This window comes from Bacillus sp. LR--39 (genome assembly GCF_053613335.1).
Genome location: NZ_JBSIOT010000001.1, coordinates 24,510 through 49,699, shown reverse-complemented (window position 1 = coordinate 49,699; position 25,190 = coordinate 24,510). Strand labels below are relative to the sequence as shown.

Below are 25,190 nucleotides of genomic sequence, written 5' to 3'. Positions count from 1 at the left end.
TAAAAAGGGGAGAAACAACGGCTGAAAAAGCGCACAGCTTTACGGCCAAAAGGGGGTTTTACATGGCTGACTCAAATGTATTCGGAAAACTGGAGCAGCTGGAGCTTATCAAAAAGGCGCTTGATCACGCACGCATCGGCGTGGTGATTACAGACCCCTCTCTTGAGGACAATCCCATCATATATACAAATCAGGGATTTATGGATATGACAGGCTACTCTTCCGAAGAGATATTAGGTAAGAACTGCAGATTTCTGCAAAGCAAAGAAACCGACCGTCAACAAGTCGCGAAAATAAGAAAGAGCTTAAACCAGAAAGAAAAGATCACGGTGCGGCTGAAAAATGTCAAAAAAGACGGCACCCCATTTTGGAATGAACTCAACATTGATCCTCTGTATGTTGAAGACAAGCTCTATTTTGTCGGTTTTCAAAAAGACATTACAGAGCAGAAAGAATACGAAAAGCTCCTTGAGGATTCCCTCGCAGAAATCACGACGCTGTCAACGCCGATTGTTCCGATCCGAAACGGCATCTCCGCTTTGCCGTTAGTGGGAAACTTAACGGAAGAACGATTTGATTCAATCGTGACAACTTTGACGGACATATTAACCGCATCTAAAGATGATTACTTAATTATAGACTTATCAGGTCTGGCCGAGGTAAACGAACAGACCGCAGACCGGATTTTCAAATTGCACCATCTGCTTAAATTAATCGGCACGGAATTGATTATTACCGGGATCAAGCCTTCCCTCGCCATGAGAATAAATCAGCTTGATGCCAGCTTTTCTTCATTAAAGACATATTTAAACGTTAAGGACGCGGTCAACGTGCTTCCGGTCGTATAAACAAAAAAATCCCGCCGAAACAGCGGGATTTTTTTATGTCGTCATCGCACTTGGACGTTTTGTTTATTAACGGTTTTCAGGCGTTTGTCGTACAGCACCGTCGCTGCGATGCTGACAACAAGAAGCACCATCAGGATCAGCAGCAGCACGCTCATGCCGTACTGATCAACCAGCACGCCGCCAAGGAGCGGCCCGATCATTCTGCCGCCCGTCGCCGCACTGTTGACGAACCCTTGGTAAAACCCCTCTTTCCCCTTAGGCGCAAGCTGATTGGCAATGGTAGGCACGGCAGGCCAGACAAGCATTTCTCCGACAGTTAAAATCACCATTGCGGTGAGGTACATCGGAAATTGCTTGGCGCTGAGAAGCACGCCGAACGAGACGATAAAAATACAAAAGCCGATGACCATCTGCGTTTTTAACGCACCGGACCATTTTCTCAGAACAGCTCCTATGAGAGGCTGTCCGGCGACAATTAATATTCCGTTTACGGTCCAAAGCACACTGTATAATGAAAGCGGCATACCGATGCTTTGAGTATGTGACGCAACGGTTGTGGACCACTGCGAATAGGCAATCCACCCGAGAACATACCCGCCGCTCAATATGAGAAGCGCCGTAAATTTCGTTCTGCTGCTGACAGGCTCGTAGTCCAGGACAGAAACCTGGCTCGCATTTCCGGTTTTGATATTTCGAAACCCGAAAAATACGATAAGGAAAAACAGCACATACAGCATAGCATTGGCTAAAAACACGTACGTAAACGAGTACGCCGCAACCATCCCGCCGAGTGCCGAGCCCACGGCGACACCTGCGTTCTGAGCTACATAAATCGCATTAAAAGCTCTCCGCCCGCCTTCTTTCCATACCGCTCCCGCCATGGCATAACTGGCCGGAAACACGATACCGGAACCGAAGCCGACAATGATGAGCAGCCAAATATAAACGGGCCATTGGTGAAACAGAACGAGTCCGAGAAGACTTGCCAATGTGATCATAATGCCGAGCATAATGGATTTGAATCCGCCGATTTTATCAAACAAAAATCCGCCGCATAAATTCCCCGCCACACTGGCACCGGAATTCAGCATCAGAACAATCCCCGCAACAGTCAGCGATTTCCCTAAATGATTATGAATATAGATCGTATTCAGCGGCCACAAAAAAGATGCGCCCGTCACATTGATAAACATTCCGATGATTAATATCTTCAAAGCGCGCGGCATACCGATCCCCCTCTCTCTATAAAAAACCCCATGAAAAAACGGAAACCGCAAGCCGCGGCTCCGTATCGAACACGTTATCATAGCACATTCATTCTATCGCCGCGGACGTCTTTTTTCAACATCAGAATCCGAAAAAAATAATGCCGGAATGTTGAAAAAATTACAAATGATTGGATTCACAAAAACAGGCCGGCCTCATGCTCTTTTCCTCAGCAGCCAAAACGGAATATACAGAATGAAAAAGCTCAATATCACCGCCGCTTCCATTGATAGAAGATACCACGGCCAAGGTCCGAAAACATTCAGAAGCGAAGCGGTCTTCGGTTTTTTCATTAAATATAGGTAATTTGCATTCAGCACACGATCAATAAAAAAGACACACGCCCCGTACAGATTTACGATCAGCACCGATACCCACAGCCCGCGCGCCGACGGCCTGTACCTTTCTGAAGCAGCCATGAATAGACAGGTAAGAAAAACACAGCCGTGGGAGACGAAAAACACGATGTACCGAAAATGAGGGAAAGAATACGCCCCTAAATCAGGTGTTGCCATCGCCTGTATAGCGCTGCCCAAACCGGCAAAATAGAGGAAGGCGAACAGTTTTTTGCTTTTTGTCATGACCATCAGCATCGCCAAATAGACGGAAAGGTCGCTCAGCTGCAGCGGCAGAGCTGTTTTCAGCGACCAGGCATGATGACATAGCAGCCATATATGATAGCTGATCTGCGACACGGCAAGGAGAATGAACAGTACATAGCGGATCATGCGATTCGACCGGCCGTGGTTGAGCTTTTTCCGGAACATGATCACGCCCGCCCCCAGCAATCCGATGATCAACAGCGTGAAAATGTGTTCCTTGGAAAAAAGATGAAAGGTCCCTGTTTCAGATTTCAATTGAAAATACTTCTGCATAAGGCTCCCCCGCGCGAAAAAATGACGTATGTCTATTCTTTTAAAAATCGCTTTCTTCTATTCATACAAAAAAAGCCTCCGCTTATGCGGAGGCTCCTCAACTTGTTTTACAATGCGGATTGAATGACCTTTTTATAGTATAGCACCGACAGCATGCCGAAGATGGAGTACAGCAGCGTATACAGCGCCATGACGATGATCATCGGCGTCCACACTTCCGTTCCGAATAAAAACCATCCTGACTGAACGGCAAAATAGCTGTGGAACAGCCCTAGAACGAGCGGAATCCCGAAATGATACGCCTGCTTCCGGCGGATGCCTTTCAGCAGATCTCCCGTTGTGAAGCCGAGCTTCCGCAATATCGTGTAATCAGCCTTCTCATCCTCACACTCGCCCATTTGTTTAAAATAAAGGATACAGCCTGAGGTGATCAGAAAGGTCAATCCCAAAAAGCCGACAATAAACATGATCAGCCCCATATTTTTCTTTTGAGTGTCAGCCGTTTCAAATTGCGAAAGCGCGCCGTCTGAATAGTGCTGCGCCTGAAACAGACCATCAGCTTTTTGGATGTCCTCTTCACGTTTGAGTGTAATGCCGAAAAACCGATTTGATTTTCCCTGAATGGACGGGTCGATATCTTTCTCGATCCGGTCGAATACCTGCTGCGTGACGATAACGGTCGGCAGCCCTCCGCTTGTAAATGTATATGACAGGAGGAAGTCGTTCTTCAAGCCCTTATACGCCAGCGGTATTTTATCCGTTTTGCCGTTTATATCAATGGAACCCGACGTTTTCAGGTCGAGAAATCTTTTCATCATATCATTATATCCGGTAAACACGGCTTCTCCGTCAGAAAGCTCCGTCCCTTCTGCGTCTTTCTCGCTTATAATCGGCAGCGCCAAGCTGGACGGGTCTTGTTGAAAGTTTTTCATATCGCCGTTTATGATGTTCTTCATATTGACACCGGCTTGAATGGTCTTGATTGTTTTCACTTTGTGTTCAATTCCGTCTTTCTTCAATAAAGCGGTAAATGAGTCAGTCTCCTTTTGGTTATCAAACGCAAAGTCCGCGGCTGTATTTTGCTCAGCCGATTTTTCCGCGGAGTAGTACGAGATATAGCTTAAAGACAGCAAACCGATTGCCAGCGCCGAAAGAGTCGTAATAATCGTCAGCAATACGGCGTTTGACTTCATCCGGAACATGATGGATGACAAAGACAGCACTTCACTGACATTCAGATACCCGCCTTTTGATTTCCGGATGAGATTTGCCAGAAAGCTGACCGAACCTTTATAAAACAGATAGGTTCCGATAATGACCGAGCCGAGAATAAACACCATTGCCGAAAACAGTTCATTCATGCTCGTAAAACTGCCTCCGAATAAATGCGCGGACACGGCATAGCCGGCGATAATGGCCGCAATACCGACAACGCCGATCGACATCTGCACCCAAGAAAGCCGTCTTATGCCGCTTTCTGACGATGACGCGGTTTTAAATAAAGACAAAATGCTTTGCCGTTTAATAAATAAGTAATTCATCACCATAATCAGCAGGTAAATTGCCCCGAACACAATTAACGTCTGAACGAGCGCCTTGCTTGAAAAAAACAGTGAGACAGAGGCTTTCACACCGACTGTATGAAACAGCATCATCATACATAATTTCGAAAGAGAAAAGCCGGCAAAAATACCGATCCAAATCGATCCGAAATACAAAATGAAATTTTCTGTGCTGAGTATGCGGAAAATGTGCATTTTCGTCATGCCGATTAATCGGAATAAGCCGATTTCCCGGCCGCGCCGTTTAATAAAAATGGTGTTGGCGTATAAAAGAAATACCGACACGATCGCCACAAGCAGTACAGAGGCGGCCCGGATTGCCGCCGCTCCTTTTATGGAGCTTTTCATTTCATCAAGCGCCGGATCGTATTGCATCGTGACAAACGCGAAATAAAGGGCGGCGCTGAACACCAGCGCAAAAACGTAAAGGTAATAGTTTTTCATATTCTTTTTCAGGTTCTGGAAGATCAAATGATGAATACTCATGCCTGAACCCCGCCCAATACACTTTGCGTTTTCATAATATCCTGAAAAAAGTCCGGTCTGTCCTGACCGCCTTTATTCAGCTGTGTATACACACGGCCGTCTTTAATGAAAACCACACGTCCGGAATAGCTGGCGGCAACCGGATCATGCGTCACCATCACAATGGTGGCGCGGCGTTTTTGATTCAGACGGCTGAGTTTATTCAGTAAATCCATGGCAGCCTTTGAATCGAGCGCTCCGGTCGGCTCATCAGCAAAAATAATGCCCGGTTCGTGAATAACAGCTCTTGCGGCAGACGTCCGCTGTTTTTGCCCGCCGGAAATTTCACTCGGATACTTATGTCGCAAATCATAGATCCCAAGCTCCTCTGCCGTCTCGGCAAATCGCAGGTCCGCCTCTTTCTTAGACATTTTCGTAATGGATAACGGCAGGAGTATGTTTTCCTTCACGGTCAGCGTGTCCAATAAATTATAATCCTGAAAAATAAAGCCGAGATGCCGTTTTCTGAATTCGGCAAGCTGTTTTTCTTTCATGGATGTTATCTCCGTCTCATTCAGTTTAATGGTGCCCGCGCTCACTTTATCAATGGAGGAAAGCACATTCAAAAGGGTCGTTTTCCCTGATCCCGACGGGCCCATAATGCTGACGAATTCCCCTTTGTGAATCTGAAGATCAATTCCTTTCAGCACCTCTTGTTTATTCAGCTTGTTTCCGTAGCTTTTTTGTATATTGCCTGCTTCTAAAATCATCGCGTTATGATTCTCCTTTTACATTGGTTATCTTTATTTTAAAAACAGAAGCCGTTTTTTTCGTTTGATTAAGCGAACAAAAGAGAAAAGCATGTGACACTTTTGTCACACGCTGAACATGCTGACGGCATCGTTCTGTTTCGGAAACACCAAGGTAAAAACCGTGCCGCTTTCCGGCTCAGAGCGCACGCTGATCTGTATGAGAAGCGGAGCCGCGGCTTTTCGAGCCAAATACAGGCCCATCCCCGTTGACGCGTGATCACGCCTCATTCGCGTCGAAGTAAATCCCTTTTCAAAAATGCGCGGAAGATCTTTGGGCTCGATGCCGATGCCGCGGTCTTCAATATCCACGTGCACCCGGCCGTTTTGTTCATAGCTTTTTACGGTAATGTCATCCGCTTCACTGTATTTGACGGCATTGCTTAACAGCTGCCTGATGATGAAGGAAAGCCATTTTCCGTCACTGTGAACGTCTGGTGAATCAAGCTGAATGTCAAACCCGATCCCTTTTTGTATACACCATGATTGCAGATTTTTAATTTCTTTGAAAACGAGCGGTCTGAGCTGAACGCGCTGGAATGATAAATCATTTTCAATAAAGGACAATCGTTTCTGATGAAGCTGCTGGTCCAGGAGATGGTGAATCCGCAGCCATTCATACAGCAAAGGGGCTTTCAGCGGCTGTTCATCAAGGCGCTCAATCATGAGATGCATCGCTGTCAGCGGTGTTTTGACCTCGTGAATCCATGACATCAGATCGTCCTTTTCATGCTCTGAAGCCGCCTGAAGGTGAAGTGAGCTTTTTCGTAATTGCTCCGTCTGCCCTTCAATGCTTTCTTCAACGATAGACTCAAACGGACTGTCAGGCGCTTTAAGATAAGACATGTCTAAATTGGCGTCCCACTCTCTTAAGCTTTTATAATAGGCGGTCTCTTTACGATAGCGGAACAAGAGAAATACAAGAAACACAAGAAGCGACAGGTAAACGAAATACAGCACTGAAAAAAACGGAATAGACGGATCAATATATGCCGCAAAAAGGAGCACAGCCTGCTGCAAAAGAAACATCGCAATCCAGCTTTTTCTTTCGAGCAGAAATGATTTAATCATAAAGACCGTCTTCTTCCTTTGCGATGTATCCCTGCCCCACCTTGGTTTCAATCATTTTCCCGATGCCTAATTGTTCGAGTTTTTTCCGCAGCCGGTTGACATTCACCGTCAGCGTATTATCACTGACGAAACGTTCATCATTCCAAAGGCTTCTGATGAGTTCTTCCCGACTGACGATTTTATTTTTCTGCTCAGCCAGCAGTTTTAAGATCAGCATTTCGTTTTTGGTCAGCTCGACCGAACCGTTTTTACGGCTGACCGTGTTGGTTTCTGTGTCAATGACCGCCCCGCACCATCTTTTCATCAGCGCCGGTTCTGTGCCGTATTGATGCACACGGCGGAACACCGCCTGTATTTTCGCGATTAACACATCAAAGTGAAAAGGCTTCTGAATAAAATCATCTGCCCCGAGCTGCATCGACATGACCATATCCGCGGGATGATCACGCGAGGACAAAAAGAGAATCGGCACGTTTGATTGGGAGCGTATCATTCTGCACCAATGAAAGCCGTCAAATTTCGGCAGCTGTACATCAATGATCACCAAATCAGGCTTGATTTCGGAAAACTCCCGGATGACCCGGCTGAAATCTTTTATTCCGTGCACCGCAAATGACCAGCCCGTTAATCTCTCTTTCATCTCGTGAAACAAAGTGTTATCATCTTCTATTAACAAAATGTGAAACATGGTATCCGCCCTTTTCTGATAAATAGAGGAAAAACCGGCTGATGTCCAGCCGGCTTTTTTCCTTTACAGTTCTCTTCTTAATGCGGTCAGAACGTTGGTTTTTGTCGCTTTGCGGGCCGGATTCATACCGGAAATCACCGCGACCCCCGCACAAATGACAACTGCGATCACAACGAGGCTGAGCGGGATATAGGAGAAGGTATAATGAAGATCTTCAGCTCCGGTGTTTCCCCCTACCGCTTTTAAGATAACCGGCACAGCCAGATTGACGGCAAAACTCACTCCGTAAGAAATGATAATCCCGATGACAGAACCTAATATCCCGATATAGGCGCTTTCCATCAGGAACATTCTGCGGATGATGGACGGGCTTGCGCCGATCGCTTTCATAATCCCGATTTCCTGCGTTCGTTCCGTCACCGCCATCGTCATCGTATTGAAAATACCGATAGCAGAAATCACGACGGCGATAAAGCCGACAAAGATCAGGCCGATTTTAAAGACGAGGAAAAAGGTGTTGACGCCCTTCAGCTCGGTAGTGACAGACCTGACATAAAAGCCGTCATCCGTGAGGTCATGGGTAAGCTGATCGACATGATCGAATTTGTCCGCATACACATTGATGCTTTTTTCCGCATTTCCATTCTTCAGATCCAAGAATGTCGAGAAGTCTTTCTTGAATTGATCACTCACAAAAATATTTGTATCCTCCATCCAATCTTGGGACGGTTTTTTTGTAATTCCAACTACTTTAAAGTCGTACGTTTTCGTTTTTTCAACGTCTCCGTCTTTGTTTGTTTTGGAGATGCTCAGCTGTATCGTTTTATTAAGCAGGTCTTTCGTATAGCCTTTTGGTTTTTTCACCTCCGACATGTCGCCTTGGTGATCCTTTAACTCTTTGTCGTAAGCGTCAGCCTCTTTTTTCGTCAATAGGTTCTTCGCAAAATCATAGCCGACCACGATTTCATTCTCTGTGCGGGCGACCCTTCCCTGATCAAGCTCCATATTGGCTTTGACTTCATCGTTCATGTTTGTCAGCACAATGGCTGAATCTTCATTTGTTCGGTTTCCCAATGACGCTTTATTCGGTTCATACACTTGTGTTCTTTCAACGACAGACTTGACATTTTTATACTTTTCCAAGTCTGATTTCTTCACGGCTTTTCCGTTTTCTTGGCCGAGTACGTTGATTTCCGTAACAATCTGCTGGCTCATCGTAATGTCTGTAATCGTTTTTTGGATGCCGAATCCGACGGAAGCCAGCACCACTAAAAACGCGCACGCCATTGTCGTTGCCAGCACCGTCATGAAAACACGCAGCCGGTTTTTCTTCATATTTCTTCTGATAAAGTGAATCTGATCCTTAAATCTCAACAGTAACGCCCCCTTTTAATACACCGTCATGCAGCTGGAATTTTGAATGCGCGATCGAAGCGACTTCATCGTCATGCGTAATGATGACAAATGTAATCCCGCGCTCCCGGTTCAGCTGCTGAATTAATGCAAGCACCTCAAGTTCCGTCTCTGAATCAAGGCTTCCCGTCGGCTCATCAGCTAAAATAATCGACGGATTTAAAATCAGGGCTCTTGCGATACTGACACGCTGCTGCTGGCCGCCTGACAGCTCATTCGGATAATGATTCGCATGATTCTCAAGTCCGACCCGTTTCAGCATATCCGCGACCTTCTGCTTGCGTTCAGACGGTTTGACGCCTTTTAAGGCAAGCGGCATTTCAACATTTTCATAGGTTGTCAGACTCGGAATGAGCTGAAAACTTTGAAAAATAAAGCCGAAATGCCCGAGGCGGAACTGCGCCCACTCTTTTTCACTGAAGCCCGTCACATCAGTGCCGTTAATGACGATACGGCCCTTCGTCGGCGCTATGTATCCGGATATTAAATTCAGAAGCGTTGATTTTCCGGAACCGCTCCGACCGACGATACAGGCAATTTCCCCTTTTTCAACGGTCAAAGAGACATCCTTCAATACCGGAACTTCACTCTCTCTGCCTTTCCTGCCGATTTTAAATGAATGATCAATATGCTGTACTTCTATCACGTACACCACTCCCCCTTATATCTGTTTCGTTTTTTTATAGATGAAGTAATAACTGATGAAAAACCCGATAATCGCACCGAGAAGCATGCCGAATATGTAACCGGTATACGAGCCGTTATAAGCATATCCGCATACCCCCGCACTTCCCAGCATACTGAGCACCATGACGAGCACTTGAATGATGCGCTCAATGTGTTTGCTCAGGATAAAATGACCGCTTCGTTCACTCGGCATTTTCAGGAAATTCGCATAGCCGAATAGATAGAAACAAAATCCCATTAATGCGGAGATTAACAATGCGTGTTTCATGTAATACATCCATGATGTATGGATGTAAGCGGCAGGCATGAAATAGATCAGAAACCCGCTCCAAGGGAAATCAATATCCGGCACAGCCTGCCTGCCAAAAAGGAACTCAGCGTTTAACAGGTAAATCGTCATAACCACGATCGGAAAGACGGAAACCGTAAACGCCGTGATCAGATGTGCCGCTAAATTGCCCGTTATCGTGCCGGCAGCTGTCACTAATGCATAAATCATCAAGCTGATGACCAGCATCCCTGCGCTGAATGATTGAAAATGATGGACAGCGTCAGGTTTAAGCGCCAGAAACAATATGTCAGATACTCCGTAAGAAACAAATTGCGAGCCGGCTAACACGGCTGCTCCCAAGAAAAACTTCGTATGAAATATCCGGCTTCTCGAATACGGAAGACTCAGTGTAAACATCCTTTCAGCCCGGCCTCCTCTTATCAGAAAAAGCCCCATCATAACCGGAGGAATGAAATGCAGCCCGATCAAATTCCGATTGCTGTAATCAATGCTGAACGTACAAACTGAATCTGAATATTGATGAAGCGCACTCAAACAATCCTTATAGTGAAAATATTCATTTATAATTGCCAAAGGGCCTAAAATAGCTAAGAACCCCGCTGTAAGAAGCAGCAGCGTCTGCCGCTGCTTCCATTCTTTATAAAGCAAACCGCTAATCGGCACCTTGCTTTCCTCCAAACTGTTCATTTTCAAACAGATCTACATATGCTTTGACTTCCTGTAAACCGTAAAATAACTGATGAAAAACCCGATAATCGCGCCGAAGATAATGCCGGCTAAATAGCCGAACATCGTGTCTGTGACCCCATATCCGAAAACGCCGAAACCCATAACGGCAAAGGCAATCACCAATATCTGCACCGGCCGGTCCAATTTTCTCCAAAGAAAGAATCTGCCGTTCCGTTCATTCGGGTGTTTCAGAAAGCTGACGTAACCGATCAGATAAAAGACAAGGCTCATCACAATCGGAATGATTAAAATCAAATCTCTTTCTCTGATCCAGTCGTTAAACACATATACAATAGGGGTTATAAATATAAAAAGACGGGATTCGATATAACTGCTGATAAAAGAAAATTGATCTCCGACACTAAAATCGAAAACGACCTCCAAATTCGCGGCCGGCAGACCGATGAGTAAAAAGGGCAGAACCGTTACTGTAAACGCCGTTAACAGCTGGGCGAATATCTGTCCCGTTAATGCTCCGGATGCCATTAACAAGGCGTAAGCCATAAAACTGATGACAATCATTCCGATTGAAAAATGATCAAAATCGTACGTATGGCTCGGTTTCAGCAAAGATATCAGCAATGACGCCGCTCCATAGCCTATCACCTGAGGAACAACAATGACTGCCCCGCCGAGCCAGAATTTCGTCTGAAAGATTTGGCCTCTGCTGTAAGGCATGCTTAACAAAGCATCCATCGTTCCCTTTGTCCGTTCTAACCCTAATAAGAAGACAGCAATGATAACACTCACAATCCAGCTGAAGGAAAGAAGCGACCCATTCGTATAATTAACAACGAATTCACAATCTTGAAGAGCTGGGTTATTCAAACATTCTTGATATGTTGAGTAGTTGTTATAAACCATAAAAGGGTTTGCCGCCATTAAAAGAATGCCGCTGCATAAAAACAACCACTGATTTTTCTTCCATTCTGTGTACAACAATCCCCGCGGTATCATTCCGGCCCTCCTTTCTTATACATGCTTCGTTTTTTTAAATATGGCAAAGTAACTGACCAAAAATCCGATCGCTCCTCCGACCAGCATCCCGGCCACATACCCTGTCATCGTCTGTCCCATCGAGTACCCCGCCAGGCCAAAACCGAGAACGGCGATTAAGATCACCACAATCTGAATGGGCCGGTCAAGCTGTCTCCAGAGAAAAAAACGGCCGTTCCGTTCCACCGGCTGCCTGACATAGCAAAAGTACCCGATGGCATAAAATACAATGCTCATCACTGCCGGAATGATTAATATATACTTGCTGGCAGATACCCAGTCCGTATTAACATACATGATCGGAATCAGATATTGAAACGAATCGTTTAAGTAAGCATTGACTGATGGCATCAGCTCATGCATGCCGACCCCGAAGATAACTTCCGCATTTGTCAGCGGCAGCGTAATAATCAGGTAAGGCGCTATCGACACGGCAAACGCCGTTAACAGCTGGGCGAACGTATTGCCCGTTAAGCAGCCTGCGCTCGCGACCAATGTAAAAGCCAAAATACTCACAATGATTTCGCCGACGCTGTAATGGTGAAAGAAATATACGCGCTCAGGCTTTAACAGAAGAATGAGCAGCTCAGCCAGCCCGTAGCCGATCACCTGAGCGCCGGTAATGACCGCCGCCCCGAGCCAAAATTTGGTGTGAAACACCTGAGCGCGGGAATAAGGCAGACTGAACAGCGCATCAATCGTTCCTTTTGTACGCTCCAGTCCGAATAAGCAAACCGCCAAAATCACAGCGGGCGCCCAGTTCAAGTTCAGCATTCCGCTATCCAAAGAATTCACATAAAACTTACAATATGCTCCGTGGGTATCCAGACAGCCCTGATAGACAAGATAGGTATTTAACACTTCAAATGGATTGACCGCCGCTAAAAAAATGCCGACCATCACAAGAACAGTTCGATTCTGCACCCATTCCCTGTACAGCAATCCCCTGTCTACCATCTCCGGTTCCCTCCAAACTTCGCGATGAAGACTTCTTCTAAGTTGACAGGAAGTTCGTTCCATACTTTCGGCTGCAGCTCTTGCAGAAAGTTCTTTTTCTTTTCATCATTCTTTTGAATCAGCACCGTATAAAACACACCGGCATGGTCGAGAATCGGTATATTTTGTTCTCTGATCTTCAAGGCGACGTTTTCTTCAAATGCCATTTGGATTTTCATGTACTCTTCCTTCATATCATCCAAGTCCATCACATTCGTCAGCTGATTTCCTTCCAAAAACCCGATCCGGTTGCACATTCGCTCAATATCTTCTAAACGGTGTGAGGTAATCAGAATGCTCGTTTCCCGTTCAGCCACTTCATCCACCATAAGCTGAAGCACATCATGACGCGTTACGGCGTCAATTCCGTCCGTCGGTTCATCCAAAAGGATAAGTGCCGGGCGTGAAGCAAAGGCAAGGACGAGCGCAAGCTGTTTTTTCAGGCCTGTCGATAATTCACGGTATTTCTTCGTTTCCGGAATGCCGTACCTGTTCATCAGCTCATTGGCGTAAGTCACATCAAAATTCGGATAGATTCTGCTTACAATCGCAACAAGCTGTTTATATGTATACTTGTCATAAAAAGGATTTTCAACAGGCATATAAATGATGTTCTGTTTTACTTTCGGATGCCGCTTTATTTCCACCTGATTAAATAAAACCGTCCCTTGATCCGGCAGCAGAATCTGCTGAATGAGCCGGAGCAGTGTTGTTTTCCCTGATCCGTTTCGCCCGAGCAGCCCGAAAATTTCCCCTTTTCCGATGGTGAGCGAAATATCCTTGAGCACTTCTTTACCGTCTATCGTTTTTGAGAGATTCCGCAATTCAATCATGATCCTTGCCTCCTTTCACATCAGCGCTGATTTCCTTTATCCATTCCTGCAGCTTCTCCAGCTCAACTCCCGCGTAATGGGCATCGATGATGAGCTGTTTCAATTGCTCTTTTATCATCGTCATCTTCCCTTCAACCAATGTCGTTTTTGCATTCTCCGATATATACGTTCCTCTTCCCCTCAGCGTTTCAATGACACCATCGCGTTCGAGCTCCTTGTACGCTTTGCTGACTGTGTTCGGATTGGCGATAATGATCGTTGCCAATTCCCTGACAGAAGGAAGTTTATCCCCCGGCTTCATGATCCCTTTTAAACAAAGCTCTTTCAGTTGCTGTATGATCTGCTCATAAATCGGAGTTGAGCTTCTCGGATCGATTTGAATCATTTACTTCCCTTCTTTCTTTTACGAGCTGCTCTCTTTCTTCAAATGTTCTGCCATTGAAATCCGAGTACGACAAGAACGGCAAACAGACTGCTGGCCAAAACCGAGGCGGCGATAATAAGAGGCACATCTTGTTTTACGGATCTTTTGTTTTTCATGAAAGTTCCCCTTCCCTATGCTTAACATTTATATATCGATTTCATTTTTTGAGTGTTTTATGTGTATTACATCAAGTAGTACACGTAATACAATAAACACACTCAGGCCTATTGTCAATTCTTTTTTTAAAAGAAATACAAAAAAACCCGCCGGGATTCCGGCAGGTTTGCTGAACCATTTGAAACGGCGCGGTCAGTAATCAAAATTACGCTGCAAAATCATATTGTTTTGCAAGGTCTGCAGCTGCAATCTCATTCGGTAAAGCTGCTCTCTTTGCTGATCATTCGCAGATAATGACAGCTTGTTTAATTCATTCACCGCGTTTTCAAGCATCATTTGCGCTTCACTGTACTCATTATCATTATAATGCTCTTGTTTTGAAGCGGTTATAAATTGCTCATTCGCAAATTCATACGCCTGTTCGCTTCTTTGGAGATGTTCATCTACTGATTGTCTTGTTGCCAACGAAACCCCTCCTCAGTGAATGGGAAATCAAACTTAGTTTGAGCGGACCAAAAATAATAACACCCGAAGGTTGAAGGAAAGAGAACCAAATTTTCCGTGTTTAACTAAAGGAATGAGAATCCTGCCTGCAGTCATAATAAACAAAAGAAAGCCGCATCCTGTTTTCAGATTGTGAACCCCCATCATTCATGCTACAATTTTAGGATGCATCTGATGTGAGGGAGGCTTTTTGAACATTGAACGAGAATAACCCTTTTCCTTATTCAAATACGGAAAAACGGTACCATACATTAAATTATCATCTGCGGGAGCATTTCGGGCATAAAGTGTTTAAAGTCGCGCTTGACGGCGGTTTTGACTGCCCGAATCGGGACGGCACGGTTGCACACGGAGGCTGCACATTCTGCAGCGCGGCGGGCTCCGGCGATTTTGCCGGCAATCGGGCCGATGACTTACTCACGCAATTTCACGATATCAAAAACCGCATGCACGAAAAGTGGAAAGACGGCAAATATATCGCATATTTCCAAGCGTTCACGAATACGCATGCCCCGGTAGAGGAGCTGCGTGAAAAATTCGAATCCGTCCTCAAGCTTGACGGCGTTGTCGGCATGTCGATCGCGACCCGTCCGGACTGCCTGCCGGACGATGTCGTGGAATATTTGGCCGAACTGAATGAGCGGACCTATTTGTGGGTTGAACTCGGGCTGCAGACCGTGCATGAGCGGACCGCCCTTCTGATCAACCGCGCCCATGATTTTGACTGCTATGTTGAGGGTGTCAATAAACTGAGAAAACACGGCATCCGCGTTTGTTCCCATATCATTAACGGGCTTCCGCTTGAAAACAGGGACATGATGATGGAGACGGCCAAAGCCGTCGCTGATTTGGATGTACAAGGCATTAAAATTCACCTGCTTCACTTATTAAAAGGCACACCGATGGTGAAGCAATATGAAAAAGGAAAGCTGGAGTTCCTTTCTCAAGAAGAATATGTAAGTCTTGTATGTGATCAGCTCGAAATCATTCCCCCGGAAATGATCGTTCACCGCATTACGGGAGACGGGCCGATCGAATTAATGGTCGGACCGATGTGGAGCGTCAATAAGTGGGAAGTACTGGGCGCCATTCAAAAAGAGCTGGAAACACGGGGAAGCTATCAAGGGAAGCTCTTCAGAAAGATCGGGGAGGAGACCGCCCTATGACCTTAATGCACATCCTCCCTTTCAGTAAAGAATTGCTGAAGTCCGCCGCACAGGAAGGTGATATCACAGTTGACGCGACGATGGGCAACGGACATGATACATATTTCCTGGCCGGCCTTGTCGGTGAGACAGGACATGTCCATGCCTTTGATATTCAAGCGGACGCACTGGCTAAAACGAAGGAGCGGCTCGGTGCCGACTTCGGCCCGCGCGTCACGCTTCACCATAAGAGCCATGATCAAATAAAGGCATCGCTGCCTGAAGATGCGCACGGTCGTGTGGCTTGCGCCGTGTTTAATCTCGGCTATCTGCCCGGCGGCGATAAAAGCATTACGACAAACGGTCACTCAACCATTTCCGCGATCGAACAGCTCCTTGAACTGCTGAAGGAGAACGGGCTGATCGTTCTCGTTGTGTACCACGGGCATCCTGAAGGCAAGACGGAAAAAAGTGCATTACTGGAGTACTGCGGCAATCTTGATCAGGAAAAAGCGCGCGTGCTGAGCTACGGCTTTCTCAATCAGCGAAACGACCCTCCGTTTATTATAGCGATTGAAAAGAAATCTGCCGGCAAATAAAGAATCGGCCTGTCATAAGCGGGCCGATTCTTTTTGTGTTTACTTTTCAAGAAAAATCAATTACTATGAAATAATGGAAAAAATCATATCTTTTAAGTGTAACATCTGGGAGGAGCGGCAGTTTGAATATTCTTCGCATCATATTTTCAAGTGTTCCCTATGTGATGTTCGTCATCATTTTATCAAGACATTTAGGATTTGAGTTCGCAAAAACCTATTACTGGTGGTTTGCTGCATTTTTTGTCATCGGGCTGATCGGCAAATTCGCAATGCACCTTGCGGCAAAAAAGAAACCGTTAAAAAAAGAGACAGCGTAAAATGCGCATGTCTCTTTTTATTTACTGTTTTGCAGCACGCTGCGTGTATAAGCGGGATTGTTTGTAAAGATACCATCTGCTTTTTGTTTCAGCATAATAGGCGTCAGCGTATGCTCGTCTTCCTTATCAAAAAACACGTGCACTTTCATCTTATTGTGATGAATGCGCTTCACGACTGCTTCATTTGCCAATTTGGCGTTGAGCCCGACTGTATCAGCATACGTTCTGATGGTTTGCAGCTGCTTATCATTTATCTCCTCAGCCTCGTTATCTTTTAATAATCGAACAAGAGGAACTTTTTTATTCATAGATCGAACTTTCTTTAAGCTCTTCCCGCTAAAAGACTCAATGACTGCTTTATGGCTGGAAATCAGCTTATGTTTTTGTAATATGTCAATCAGTTTCTTTTCCATCACCAGGCTGCCGTTGCTTTCTCTTGTCTCAATATAGTAATTGGCAGTTTGTCCGAATTTCTGTATGATTTCTTCTAATGTTAAAATCTTTTCTCCTTTTCCCGCATTCAGTTTCTTAATCTGAGCCAAAGACAGATCATCTGTCATCCCTTTACCATCTGTTGTCCGATCTACCGTTTTATCGTGAATGGCAATCAGATGGCCGTCCTTTGTCTCCCGTAAGTCTATCTCAATATAATCTGCTTTGTCTTTAATGGCACGCGCATAAGACAAAGCTGTATGTTCCGGCTCAATCGCAGAAGAGCCCCTGTGCGCTATCAAGACAGGATGATAGCCGGCGGAAGCATGGATGACGGAGCAGCCTCCGGAAATGGAAAGTAATGCTATGACGGCTAAATACTTTAATTTTTTCATAAAATTAAAGTATCATATTCTGCAGGCGCAAACAATGTTTCATTCTTCACGTCATAAATAAAAAAACTGCGCCGTCATGATTTACACGAGAGGCGCAGTCCACCCATTACGAACTTTTCGTCCAAGCCATCTTCTGAAATTTGCGGTAGGCTCTTCCGTTAATATAAAAGAAAAATGACGTTTTTCCGCTTGCCCTGATCAGCTTTCGCGCGAGGCGGCCCATTTCTTTTTGGCCGGCGACTTTGTCATCGGATAAATAGACGCCGAGCAGCCCCCTGTTGATCAGCCGGTGAAAATTTTCATGCGGAATGCCTTGCAAATGTTCATCCGCTTTTTCAATAAAATGCTGCAGTCTCTGCATCATTTCTTCATGAGACTGATAATACGTACAGAAATTCAGATCGCCTTCAAGCAGATCCTCTTCCTGGTCAATTAAATAATCAAGCAGTATATGCAGCCCTTGTATGTACGGAAAATAACTGCTGCGGATTTTCTCAGCGGTATGTTCGTTAAAATCAGGCTGGAATGAGTAAGCAACGAGACAGAAAATGCCTAACGTCGATCCGGCGCAGGCCGAGAACTCAAACCACTCCATTTCCGGAAGCTGTGACCGGTACTGCTCAAACCAGCCTTTAAGCCTCGGAACGCGTTCATGCTCAACGACATGCTTATGAACCTGAAGGTCGCAATAATAATCACACAGCTCAAGCAAATAAGGTTTAATGATACCGTAATGTTCTATTGACCCGAGCACCCGCTGGCATGTTCTCACCAGCTCATGAAGATAACCGCCGTCATCCCGCTCGTCTCTGTACTGATAGTACGGCCGCACCTCGGCGCCGACCGTCAGCGCGTCACGCATGGAAAGATGAAGCATGCGGAAGTCCTCGGGATCAAGCGAGGTGCTGCGGTCGCACAGATTGTCCAGATAATCACTGATTGTCTGATACGCGATGATAAATTGCACGCATTTCTGTTTCTGCTCTCCCGAAAGCAGGGCTAAAATGCCGCCGCCTTCACAATGAAACGATTTATCGCGGATACTTGCGGCCGCCTGCTGCCGCAGTTCGGTATTTTTAATGGAATCTGATTTTTCCCGCCACATGTTCAATTCCTGATGAACGAGCGGAAAAATTTCCCGATACACTTTTGCCATAAGGTTAAAAGGATGTTCCGGTACTGTCAACATATGCACCCCCAGCGAATTCAAATATACTGATCTGTAAAGGCTTTTGCCGCCTTAAACACAGTTTCTCTTTCCGGTTCATTAAAAATTTCATGATAAAGCCCTTCCCATTCGCGGTACGATTTATTATGGGAAGCCACACCGGAAAACCATTTGCGGACCTTCATTTTATCGACGATTTTGTCATCACCGCCCTGCATAAGCAAAAGCGGCACCTTTAAAAACGCATCAGTCGGCACCATAGCGGCATCAATGGTTTTTAAAAGCTCTCTATACCATCTTACGGATACCTTCGTGACATATAAAGAATCGTTTTGATCCGCTTCAATCATATCCGCATTCCTCGTTGCCATATCAGGTGATAAGCCGGAATCCACTCTGAGGGACGGAGCGAGGACGTTCAGTCCTTTAGACGCAAAATCAAGGACTTTATTGACTTTTATTTGCAGACCCAGACAAGGTGATGATAAAATGAGTGCCGTAATGCGGGGATTTCTCTGCTGCTTAAACCATTCTATCGCAATCAGTCCGCCCATGCTGTGGCCCAAAAGGAAAACGGGCGCTTCAAGCGTTCTCGCTTTATCAATCCATATATCTACTTCATCAATGTATTCTTGGAAAGAGCGAATATGCCCTCTGGCGCGGGTCGACGTTCCCTGACCGGGCAAATCGCCCATCACCACGTTATATCCGGAAGATCTCCACATTTCAACGAGCCATTTATAGCGCCCGTGGTATTCGCTCGCCCCGTGGATAATGACAATGGTACCGACGGGCCTGTCTGCTTTCCAAGTCCACATGCAGTTCACCTCTTACATAAATTTAGAGAAAGAAGGATGAGACATGATAATCTACCCTTATAAACAATTTACGCCTGACATACATCCTGAAGCGTTCATTGCGGATAACGCCGTCATTACGGGCGACGTCGTGATCGGAGAACAATCGAGCATTTGGTTCTCGGCAGTCATCCGGGGGGATGTTGCGCCGACAAGGATCGGAAAAAGAGTCAGCATACAAGACTTGAGCTGTCTGCATCAAAGTCCGAACCGCCCGCTTCTTATTGAAGATGACGTCACGATCGGCCATCAGGTTACACTGCACAGCGCAATCATCAGAAAGAATGCTTTAATCGGTATGGGCTCCGTCATTCTTGACGGGGCGGAAATCGGAGAAGGCGCGTTTATCGGCGCCGGAAGTCTCGTTCCTCCGGGCAAAACCATTCCTCCCGGCTGTCTTGCGTTCGGCCGGCCCGCAAAGGTTATCCGCCGGCTGACAGAAGAAGACATACGGGACATGGAAAGAATCAGAACGGAATATGTTGAAAAAGGCCGATACTATAAAACACTGCAAGAGAAATAAAAATAGATCAGCTTTGTTTTACTACTGTACCATTTTTCAAAATATTATTTAAGTAATAACCATTTGCGTTCCGCTGATTGTCAGGAAACAGTAGCAAAATGTTCAGGAATTTGTTTTATTCTTCCCCCTTTTACCCGATCCTATGAAAAAAGAGCCCATTTCAGCGGGCTCTTTTTTTACGCTTTTTCGGCGAATGTCTGTCCGTTTTCCAGGTTTATGTGTTTTCTTTTGTGGAAGCCTTTCCCGTAATAGGCTGCTAATAAAATGCCGAACCAGACAGGGCCGATGATGACAGCCACCCTGGTTTCTGCATCAAAAGCCATCAGCACAACGACAAAAGCCAGAAATGCCAGCGAGATATATGAGGAAAAGGGGTATAAAGGCATTTTATATTTCAGTTTTTTCCGTTGTTCCGGCTGTAAGCTTTTACGGTATTTCATTTGGGAAAGCAAAATAATCGACCATGTCCAAATCGCCCCGAACGTCGCAATGCTCGTCACCCACGTAAACACTTTCGCCGGCACCACGTAGTTCAGCAAAACGCCGATGCATAACGCACCCGCTGAAACCAATACCGCTTTTCCCGGCACGCCGCCTTTTGTGACCGTACCGTATGCTTTCGGGGCTTCATTTTGCTCCGCGAGATTAAACAGCATGCGCCCCGTGCTGAAGATCCCGCTGTTGCAGGAAGAAAGAGCCGCCGTCAAAACGACAAAATTAATGATTCCGGCCGCTGCGGGAATTCCGATTTTTTCAAATGTCAAAACAAACGGACTTCCGACTGAACCGATTTCCTGCCACGGATAAATTGACATAATGACAAACAAAGCTCCGACGTAAAAAATGAGAATGCGCCAAAAAACAGTATCTATGGCCCGCGCCAGTGATTTTTCCGGATTTTTGACCTCACCGGCTGTGACACCGATCAGCTCAATCCCGAGATAGGCAAACATGACCATTTGAAGCGACAGCAGCACCCCTTTAATCCCATTCGGGAAAAAGCCGCCGTGGCTCCATAAATTGCTGATTCCGAGTGCAACGCCTCCATTTCCGAAACCGAATACGATCATCACCAGACCGATCGCGATCATTGACAGAATCGCCAAGACTTTAATGAGCGCAAACCAGAATTCAAGCTCACCGTACGCTTTGACCGCCAGAAAGTTGACAGCCGTCATAATGACGAGTGCACAAAGCGCCCAGATCCATGACGGCACGTCAGGGAACCAGTAGCCCATATAAATGCCGACCGCGGTGATTTCCGCCATGCAGGTAACAACCCATAAAAACCAATAATTCCAGCCTGTTAAAAACCCGGCAAGCGGACCGAGATAATCTCTGGCATACCGGCTGAATGAGCCGGCTACAGGCTTTTGAATCGCCATTTCCCCTAATGCCCGCATAATAAAAAACATAATCAGTCCGCTGCAGGCGTAAGCGGCTAAAATCCCCGGCCCGGCAAGCTTTATGGCAGAAGCCGACCCGAGAAACAGCCCGACTCCTATCGCGGCGCCCAACGACATAAGCGAGATATGCCGCTCTTCCAAGCCGCGGTGAAGCGTTTTTTCTTTGTTTTGCATAACTCTCCCTCCCCCTGATTTTGACAAAGAAACAACAAACCGAGACGAAATAGCCAGAAAACACTTTCCGGAATCTACCCGATTAGTCCTATTATAACCTTTTTCTGAATATTGCGTAATACTTTGTCGAAAACAGAGCGGAATAGACGGTTTACAAAAGAACAATAGAAAAAAGGCTTTCGATAACATCGAAAGCCTTTTGGATTAAACGAAAATGACTTCTTTCGGCTGATGATTCAGCTCTTCCGGCACAAGTCTTTTTTCAACATTGATGCTGTGCCAGATCATGAAGATCAGCACGGTCCAGATTTTGCGGCTGTTGTCCGCTCTGTCGGCACAATGATCTTCCAGAAGCTGAAGGACATAATCCTTTTCAATATAAGCATCTGTTTCACTTTCACGAATGATGTTGCGAACCCATTCGTTCATTTCATTTTTCAGCCAGTGGCGGATCGGCACAGGGAAGCCGAGTTTTTTGCGGTTAAGCACATGATCAGGCACTACCCCTTCAGCAGCTTTGCGCAGAAGGTATTTCGTCGTGCCGTTTTTCGTTTTCAGTTCATCCGGAATTTTAGAAGCCACGTCAAACACGACTTTATCAAGGAACGGCACGCGCAGTTCCAATGAGTTGGCCATCGTCATTTTGTCAGCCTTTAACAGGATGTCGCCGCGCATCCACGTATGGATGTCAACATACTGCATTTTATTAATGTCGCTGTATGAACGGCTTTCCGTAAAGTACGGCTTCGTGACATCACGGTATGAAAGCTCTGGATTGTAATGTTTGAGCAGCTGTTTTTTCACGGGCTCTTCAAAAATCTTCGCATTACCGATATAACGCTCCTCAAGCGGTGTGCAGCCGCGGACTAAGAGGCTTTTCCCTCTCATTCCTTCAGGCATGACGGACGCCACATGAAGAAGCATTTTTTTCAGACCGGACGGAATGCGTTCAAACGGTTTAAGCGAAAGCGGTTCGCGGTAAATATTGTACCCGCCGAACAGCTCGTCCGCGCCTTCCCCGGATAACGCGACCGTTACATGTTTTTTCGCTTCTTTCGCGACAAAGTACAAAGGAATCGCCGCCGGATCTGCAAGCGGGTCATCAAAGTGCCAGACGATTTTCGGAAGCTCGTTCATATACTCCTCGGGAGAAATGACTTTGCTGATGTTTTCAATCCCGAGCGCGGCAGCCGTTTCCTTCGCTACGTCAACCTCACTGAAGCCCTGCTGCTCAAAACCGACGGAAAATGTTTTAAGGCTCGGGTGAAATTCTTTCGCAACTGAGACGATAAAAGAAGAGTCGATACCGCCGGATAGAAATGAACCGACAGGCACGTCACTTCTCATGTGAACTTTGACAGAGTCAAAGATTGCGTCTCTGACTTCTTTCACCAATTTATCTTCATCAGACTGAACAGGCTTAAAGTTCGCTTTGAAATATGTTTTAAACGCGATATCGCCTTCCGGACGGATCGTAAACTGGCTGCCCGGCTCGACTTTTTTCACTTCAGCGTCAAGCGTGCTCGGTTCAGGAACGAATTGGAAAGACATATATTGCTGTAAAGAAGCTGTATCGAGATCAATACCGTTTTGAGCGGCCATTAAACTCTTTCTCTCAGAGGCAAAATATACTTTGTCCCCGATCGTTGTGTAATACAGCGGTTTAATGCCGAACGGGTCTCTCGCGCCGTACATGACGCGGTCAGCTTTGTTCCAGATTAAAAACGCAAACATTCCGCGAAGCTTTGAAGCGGCTTCTTCTTTATAATGACGGTATGTCGCAAGGAGCACTTCGGTATCGGAATCTGTATTGAAAGTGTAGCCTTTCGCTTCAAGTTCTTCTCTCAATTCAATGTAGTTATAGATTTCGCCGTTAAAAATGATCCAATATTTTTCGTCTTCATATGATAAAGGCTGTCCGCCGTTTTCTACGTCAATAATACTGAGCCGTCTGAAGCCGAATCCGACGTGCTCGTCATGATAATACCCATCGCTGTCAGGACCGCGGTGAACGATCATTTGGTTCATTTGTTTGATTAGCTCTTCTTGATCTGCGGTTTGAGTTAATGGATGCTTATTAAAAACACCGACAAATCCACACATAGTATAGCCTCCATAAGTGTAATTTTCTAATTGGACCCCCTTTTTATAGACGCTTTGTTACGCCATTGGTTTCACGCTATGTAAAAAATAAGCATGGCAGCATCTACAAAAAGGGAAAGCCGCTTAAGTAAGCGGCTATAAAATTATTCTCCTAGTGCTTCTTTGCGAAGCGCATCCGCCTTGTCAGTACGCTCCCAAGGAAGATCCACATCATGACGTCCGAAGTGGCCGTAAGCAGCTGTCTGCTTATAGATCGGGCGGCGCAGATCAAGCATTTTAATAATGCCGGCAGGTCTCAGGTCGAAGTTATTCCGTACGACTTCGATCAGTTTTTCTTCAGAAGCTTTTCCTGTATCAAATGTATTGATGGAAATAGAAACAGGCTGTGCCACGCCGATTGCGTATGCAAGCTGCACTTCACAAGAATCAGCAAGACCTGCTGCCACGATGTTTTTCGCTACGTATCTCGCAGCGTATGCCGCAGAACGGTCTACCTTCGTCGCATCCTTACCGGAGAATGCACCGCCGCCGTGGCGTGCATATCCGCCGTATGTGTCAACGATGATTTTACGGCCGGTAAGACCCGCATCACCTTGAGGTCCGCCGATTACGAAACGTCCCGTAGGGTTGATGAAGTATTTTGTCTCTTCATCGATCAGTTCCTCAGGCACGACTGGGTTAATGACATGCTCTTTCAGATTGCGCTGAATCTGCTCAAGCGTAATTTCCGGGTGGTGCTGAGTTGAAATGACGATCGCGTCGATGCGGACCGGCTTGTTGTTTTCATCATATTCAACGGTAACTTGCGTTTTGCCGTCAGGGCGAAGGTACGGAAGAATGTCTTCTTTGCGGACTTCGCTCAAACGGCGGGCTAATTTATGCGCCAAAGAGATCGGAAGCGGCATAAGCTCTTTCGTTTCGTTACACGCATAACCGAACATCAGGCCTTGGTCTCCCGCTCCGATTGCTTCGATTTCAGCATCGCTCATTGTGCCTTCACGCGCTTCAAGAGCCTGATCGACACCCATTGCGATATCCGCAGACTGTTCATCAATTGATGTTAAAACAGCGCAAGTCTCCGCATCAAATCCATATTTGGCGCGTGTGTAGCCGATTTCTTTAATCGTTTCACGGACTGTTTTCGGAATGTCAACGTATGTTGATGTAGTAATCTCTCCGCTTACCAGCACAAGTCCTGTCGTTACAGATGTTTCGCAGGCCACGCGCGCGTTCGGGTCATTTTTTAAAATCTCATCTAAGATACTGTCAGAAATTTGGTCACAGATTTTGTCCGGATGACCCTCAGTAACAGATTCAGATGTAAATAGTCGACGGTTTTTACTCATTCACTTTTCCTCCTGAAAAAAGATCTTTTACAAGACCTTCTCATATGATACGGAACTCGCTCCCTCTTAATACAATGTCATACTATATCAGAGAATGTTAATTGGCATATTTTATGAAATAAAAAAACCTTTTCCACTCGAGGAAAGGGT

25 protein-coding genes are annotated in these 25,190 nt (G+C 45.9%); 5 read left to right on the top strand and 20 right to left on the bottom strand.

Annotated features, from left to right (window positions below):
• Window positions 1-62: 62 nt before the first annotated feature.
• Window positions 63-848, top strand: coding sequence for a PAS domain-containing protein (locus tag ACWHAR_RS00365; protein ID WP_032873584.1), 786 nt, complete (start codon window positions 63-65; stop codon window positions 846-848).
• 41 nt (window positions 849-889) lie between these two features.
• Here ACWHAR_RS00365 and ACWHAR_RS00360 read toward each other — a convergent pair whose 3' ends face one another.
• The 14 genes from ACWHAR_RS00360 to ACWHAR_RS00295 all read right to left on the bottom strand — a co-directional run bounded on the left by ACWHAR_RS00360 (window position 890) and on the right by ACWHAR_RS00295 (window position 14,536).
• The gene (locus tag ACWHAR_RS00360) at window positions 890-2,074 is read right to left on the bottom strand and encodes an MDR family MFS transporter (protein ID WP_032873582.1); all 1,185 of its coding nucleotides are present in this window, start codon (window positions 2,072-2,074) and stop codon (window positions 890-892) included.
• Between the two features lie 195 nt (window positions 2,075-2,269).
• Entirely contained in the window at window positions 2,270-2,989 is a 720-nt protein-coding gene (locus ACWHAR_RS00355; RefSeq protein WP_032873580.1) for a YwaF family protein, read from the bottom strand.
• Window positions 2,990-3,096: 107 nt separating this feature from the next.
• The gene (locus ACWHAR_RS00350) at window positions 3,097-5,037 is read right to left on the bottom strand and encodes an FtsX-like permease family protein (protein WP_032873578.1); all 1,941 of its coding nucleotides are present in this window, start codon (window positions 5,035-5,037) and stop codon (window positions 3,097-3,099) included.
• Window positions 5,034-5,786: an ABC transporter ATP-binding protein gene (locus tag ACWHAR_RS00345; protein WP_007613227.1), complete on the bottom strand. Its 753-nt coding sequence runs from the start codon at window positions 5,784-5,786 to the stop codon at window positions 5,034-5,036. Before ACWHAR_RS00345 ends, ACWHAR_RS00350 begins: the two co-directional genes overlap by 4 nt.
• A 105-nt stretch (window positions 5,787-5,891) precedes the next feature.
• A complete protein-coding gene (locus ACWHAR_RS00340; RefSeq protein WP_032873576.1) occupies window positions 5,892-6,896 on the bottom strand; it encodes a sensor histidine kinase in 1,005 nt (334 codons plus the stop codon).
• Window positions 6,889-7,584, bottom strand: a complete 696-nt coding sequence (locus ACWHAR_RS00335) for a response regulator transcription factor (protein ID WP_007613229.1) — start codon at window positions 7,582-7,584, stop codon at window positions 6,889-6,891. Before ACWHAR_RS00335 ends, ACWHAR_RS00340 begins: the two co-directional genes overlap by 8 nt.
• Before the next feature lie 63 nt (window positions 7,585-7,647).
• On the bottom strand, window positions 7,648-8,958 hold the full coding sequence (locus tag ACWHAR_RS00330) for an ABC transporter permease (RefSeq protein WP_012118242.1): 1,311 nt from the start codon (window positions 8,956-8,958) through the stop codon (window positions 7,648-7,650).
• The gene (locus tag ACWHAR_RS00325) at window positions 8,948-9,643 is read right to left on the bottom strand and encodes an ABC transporter ATP-binding protein (RefSeq protein ID WP_007408816.1); all 696 of its coding nucleotides are present in this window, start codon (window positions 9,641-9,643) and stop codon (window positions 8,948-8,950) included. Before ACWHAR_RS00325 ends, ACWHAR_RS00330 begins: the two co-directional genes overlap by 11 nt.
• 15 nt (window positions 9,644-9,658) lie before the next feature.
• A complete protein-coding gene (locus tag ACWHAR_RS00320) occupies window positions 9,659-10,639 on the bottom strand; it encodes an ABC transporter permease ytrC (RefSeq protein ID WP_032873574.1) in 981 nt (326 codons plus the stop codon).
• Window positions 10,640-10,675: 36 nt separating this feature from the next.
• On the bottom strand, window positions 10,676-11,662 hold the full coding sequence (locus tag ACWHAR_RS00315; protein ID WP_032873572.1) for an ABC transporter permease: 987 nt from the start codon (window positions 11,660-11,662) through the stop codon (window positions 10,676-10,678).
• A 15-nt stretch (window positions 11,663-11,677) separates the two neighbouring features.
• Window positions 11,678-12,658: an ABC transporter permease subunit gene (locus ACWHAR_RS00310; protein WP_032873570.1), complete on the bottom strand. Its 981-nt coding sequence runs from the start codon at window positions 12,656-12,658 to the stop codon at window positions 11,678-11,680.
• On the bottom strand, window positions 12,652-13,530 hold the full coding sequence (locus ACWHAR_RS00305; protein WP_007613240.1) for an ABC transporter ATP-binding protein: 879 nt from the start codon (window positions 13,528-13,530) through the stop codon (window positions 12,652-12,654). The genes ACWHAR_RS00310 and ACWHAR_RS00305 overlap by 7 nt, the downstream gene beginning before the upstream one ends.
• Window positions 13,523-13,915 (bottom strand): GntR family transcriptional regulator YtrA, encoded by a 393-nt coding sequence (gene ytrA, locus ACWHAR_RS00300; RefSeq protein WP_003152275.1) that lies wholly within the window; start codon window positions 13,913-13,915, stop codon window positions 13,523-13,525. The genes ACWHAR_RS00305 and ytrA overlap by 8 nt, the downstream gene beginning before the upstream one ends.
• A 348-nt stretch (window positions 13,916-14,263) precedes the next feature.
• A complete protein-coding gene (locus ACWHAR_RS00295; protein WP_016938496.1) occupies window positions 14,264-14,536 on the bottom strand; it encodes a YtzC family protein in 273 nt (90 codons plus the stop codon).
• Between the two features lie 236 nt (window positions 14,537-14,772).
• Here ACWHAR_RS00295 and ACWHAR_RS00290 point away from each other — a divergent pair, with 236 nt between their 5' ends.
• From ACWHAR_RS00290 to ACWHAR_RS00280, 3 genes are all read left to right on the top strand, one after another.
• Window positions 14,773-15,741, top strand: coding sequence for a TIGR01212 family radical SAM protein (locus tag ACWHAR_RS00290; RefSeq protein WP_007408822.1), 969 nt, complete (start codon window positions 14,773-14,775; stop codon window positions 15,739-15,741).
• Window positions 15,738-16,319 carry a tRNA (mnm(5)s(2)U34)-methyltransferase gene (locus ACWHAR_RS00285; RefSeq protein WP_032873567.1) on the top strand — a complete coding sequence of 194 codons (582 nt, stop codon included), beginning with the start codon at window positions 15,738-15,740 and terminating at the stop codon, window positions 16,317-16,319. The genes ACWHAR_RS00290 and ACWHAR_RS00285 overlap by 4 nt, the downstream gene beginning before the upstream one ends.
• Window positions 16,320-16,441: 122 nt before the next feature.
• Window positions 16,442-16,636 carry a hypothetical protein gene (locus tag ACWHAR_RS00280; protein WP_003152265.1) on the top strand — a complete coding sequence of 65 codons (195 nt, stop codon included), beginning with the start codon at window positions 16,442-16,444 and terminating at the stop codon, window positions 16,634-16,636.
• Window positions 16,637-16,653: 17 nt separating this feature from the next.
• On the opposite strand, the gene ACWHAR_RS00275 is transcribed toward ACWHAR_RS00280, so the two are convergent.
• From ACWHAR_RS00275 to ACWHAR_RS00265, 3 genes are all read right to left on the bottom strand, one after another.
• Window positions 16,654-17,463 carry a glycerophosphodiester phosphodiesterase family protein gene (locus tag ACWHAR_RS00275; RefSeq protein WP_032873564.1) on the bottom strand — a complete coding sequence of 270 codons (810 nt, stop codon included), beginning with the start codon at window positions 17,461-17,463 and terminating at the stop codon, window positions 16,654-16,656.
• Window positions 17,464-17,569: 106 nt separating this feature from the next.
• Entirely contained in the window at window positions 17,570-18,649 is a 1,080-nt protein-coding gene (locus ACWHAR_RS00270; protein ID WP_025285155.1) for a tetraprenyl-beta-curcumene synthase family protein, read from the bottom strand.
• A gap of 20 nt (window positions 18,650-18,669) precedes the next feature.
• Window positions 18,670-19,449, bottom strand: coding sequence for an alpha/beta hydrolase (locus tag ACWHAR_RS00265; protein WP_003152261.1), 780 nt, complete (start codon window positions 19,447-19,449; stop codon window positions 18,670-18,672).
• Between the two features lie 46 nt (window positions 19,450-19,495).
• On the opposite strand from ACWHAR_RS00265, the gene ACWHAR_RS00260 reads away from it, so the two are divergent.
• Complete coding sequence (locus tag ACWHAR_RS00260; RefSeq protein ID WP_029326247.1) at window positions 19,496-20,011, top strand: gamma carbonic anhydrase; 516 nt, start codon at window positions 19,496-19,498, stop codon at window positions 20,009-20,011.
• Window positions 20,012-20,187: 176 nt separating this feature from the next.
• Here the strand turns inward: ACWHAR_RS00260 and alaP are convergent, their stop codons facing one another.
• The 3 genes from alaP to metK form a co-directional block, all read right to left on the bottom strand.
• Window positions 20,188-21,591 (bottom strand): alanine permease AlaP, encoded by a 1,404-nt coding sequence (alaP, locus tag ACWHAR_RS00255; protein ID WP_032873562.1) that lies wholly within the window; start codon window positions 21,589-21,591, stop codon window positions 20,188-20,190.
• A gap of 204 nt (window positions 21,592-21,795) precedes the next feature.
• On the bottom strand, window positions 21,796-23,694 hold the full coding sequence (asnB, locus tag ACWHAR_RS00250; protein ID WP_003152255.1) for an asparagine synthase (glutamine-hydrolyzing): 1,899 nt from the start codon (window positions 23,692-23,694) through the stop codon (window positions 21,796-21,798).
• Between the two features lie 143 nt (window positions 23,695-23,837).
• On the bottom strand, window positions 23,838-25,040 hold the full coding sequence (gene metK / locus ACWHAR_RS00245) for a methionine adenosyltransferase (protein WP_003152253.1): 1,203 nt from the start codon (window positions 25,038-25,040) through the stop codon (window positions 23,838-23,840).
• Window positions 25,041-25,190 lie beyond the last annotated feature (150 nt).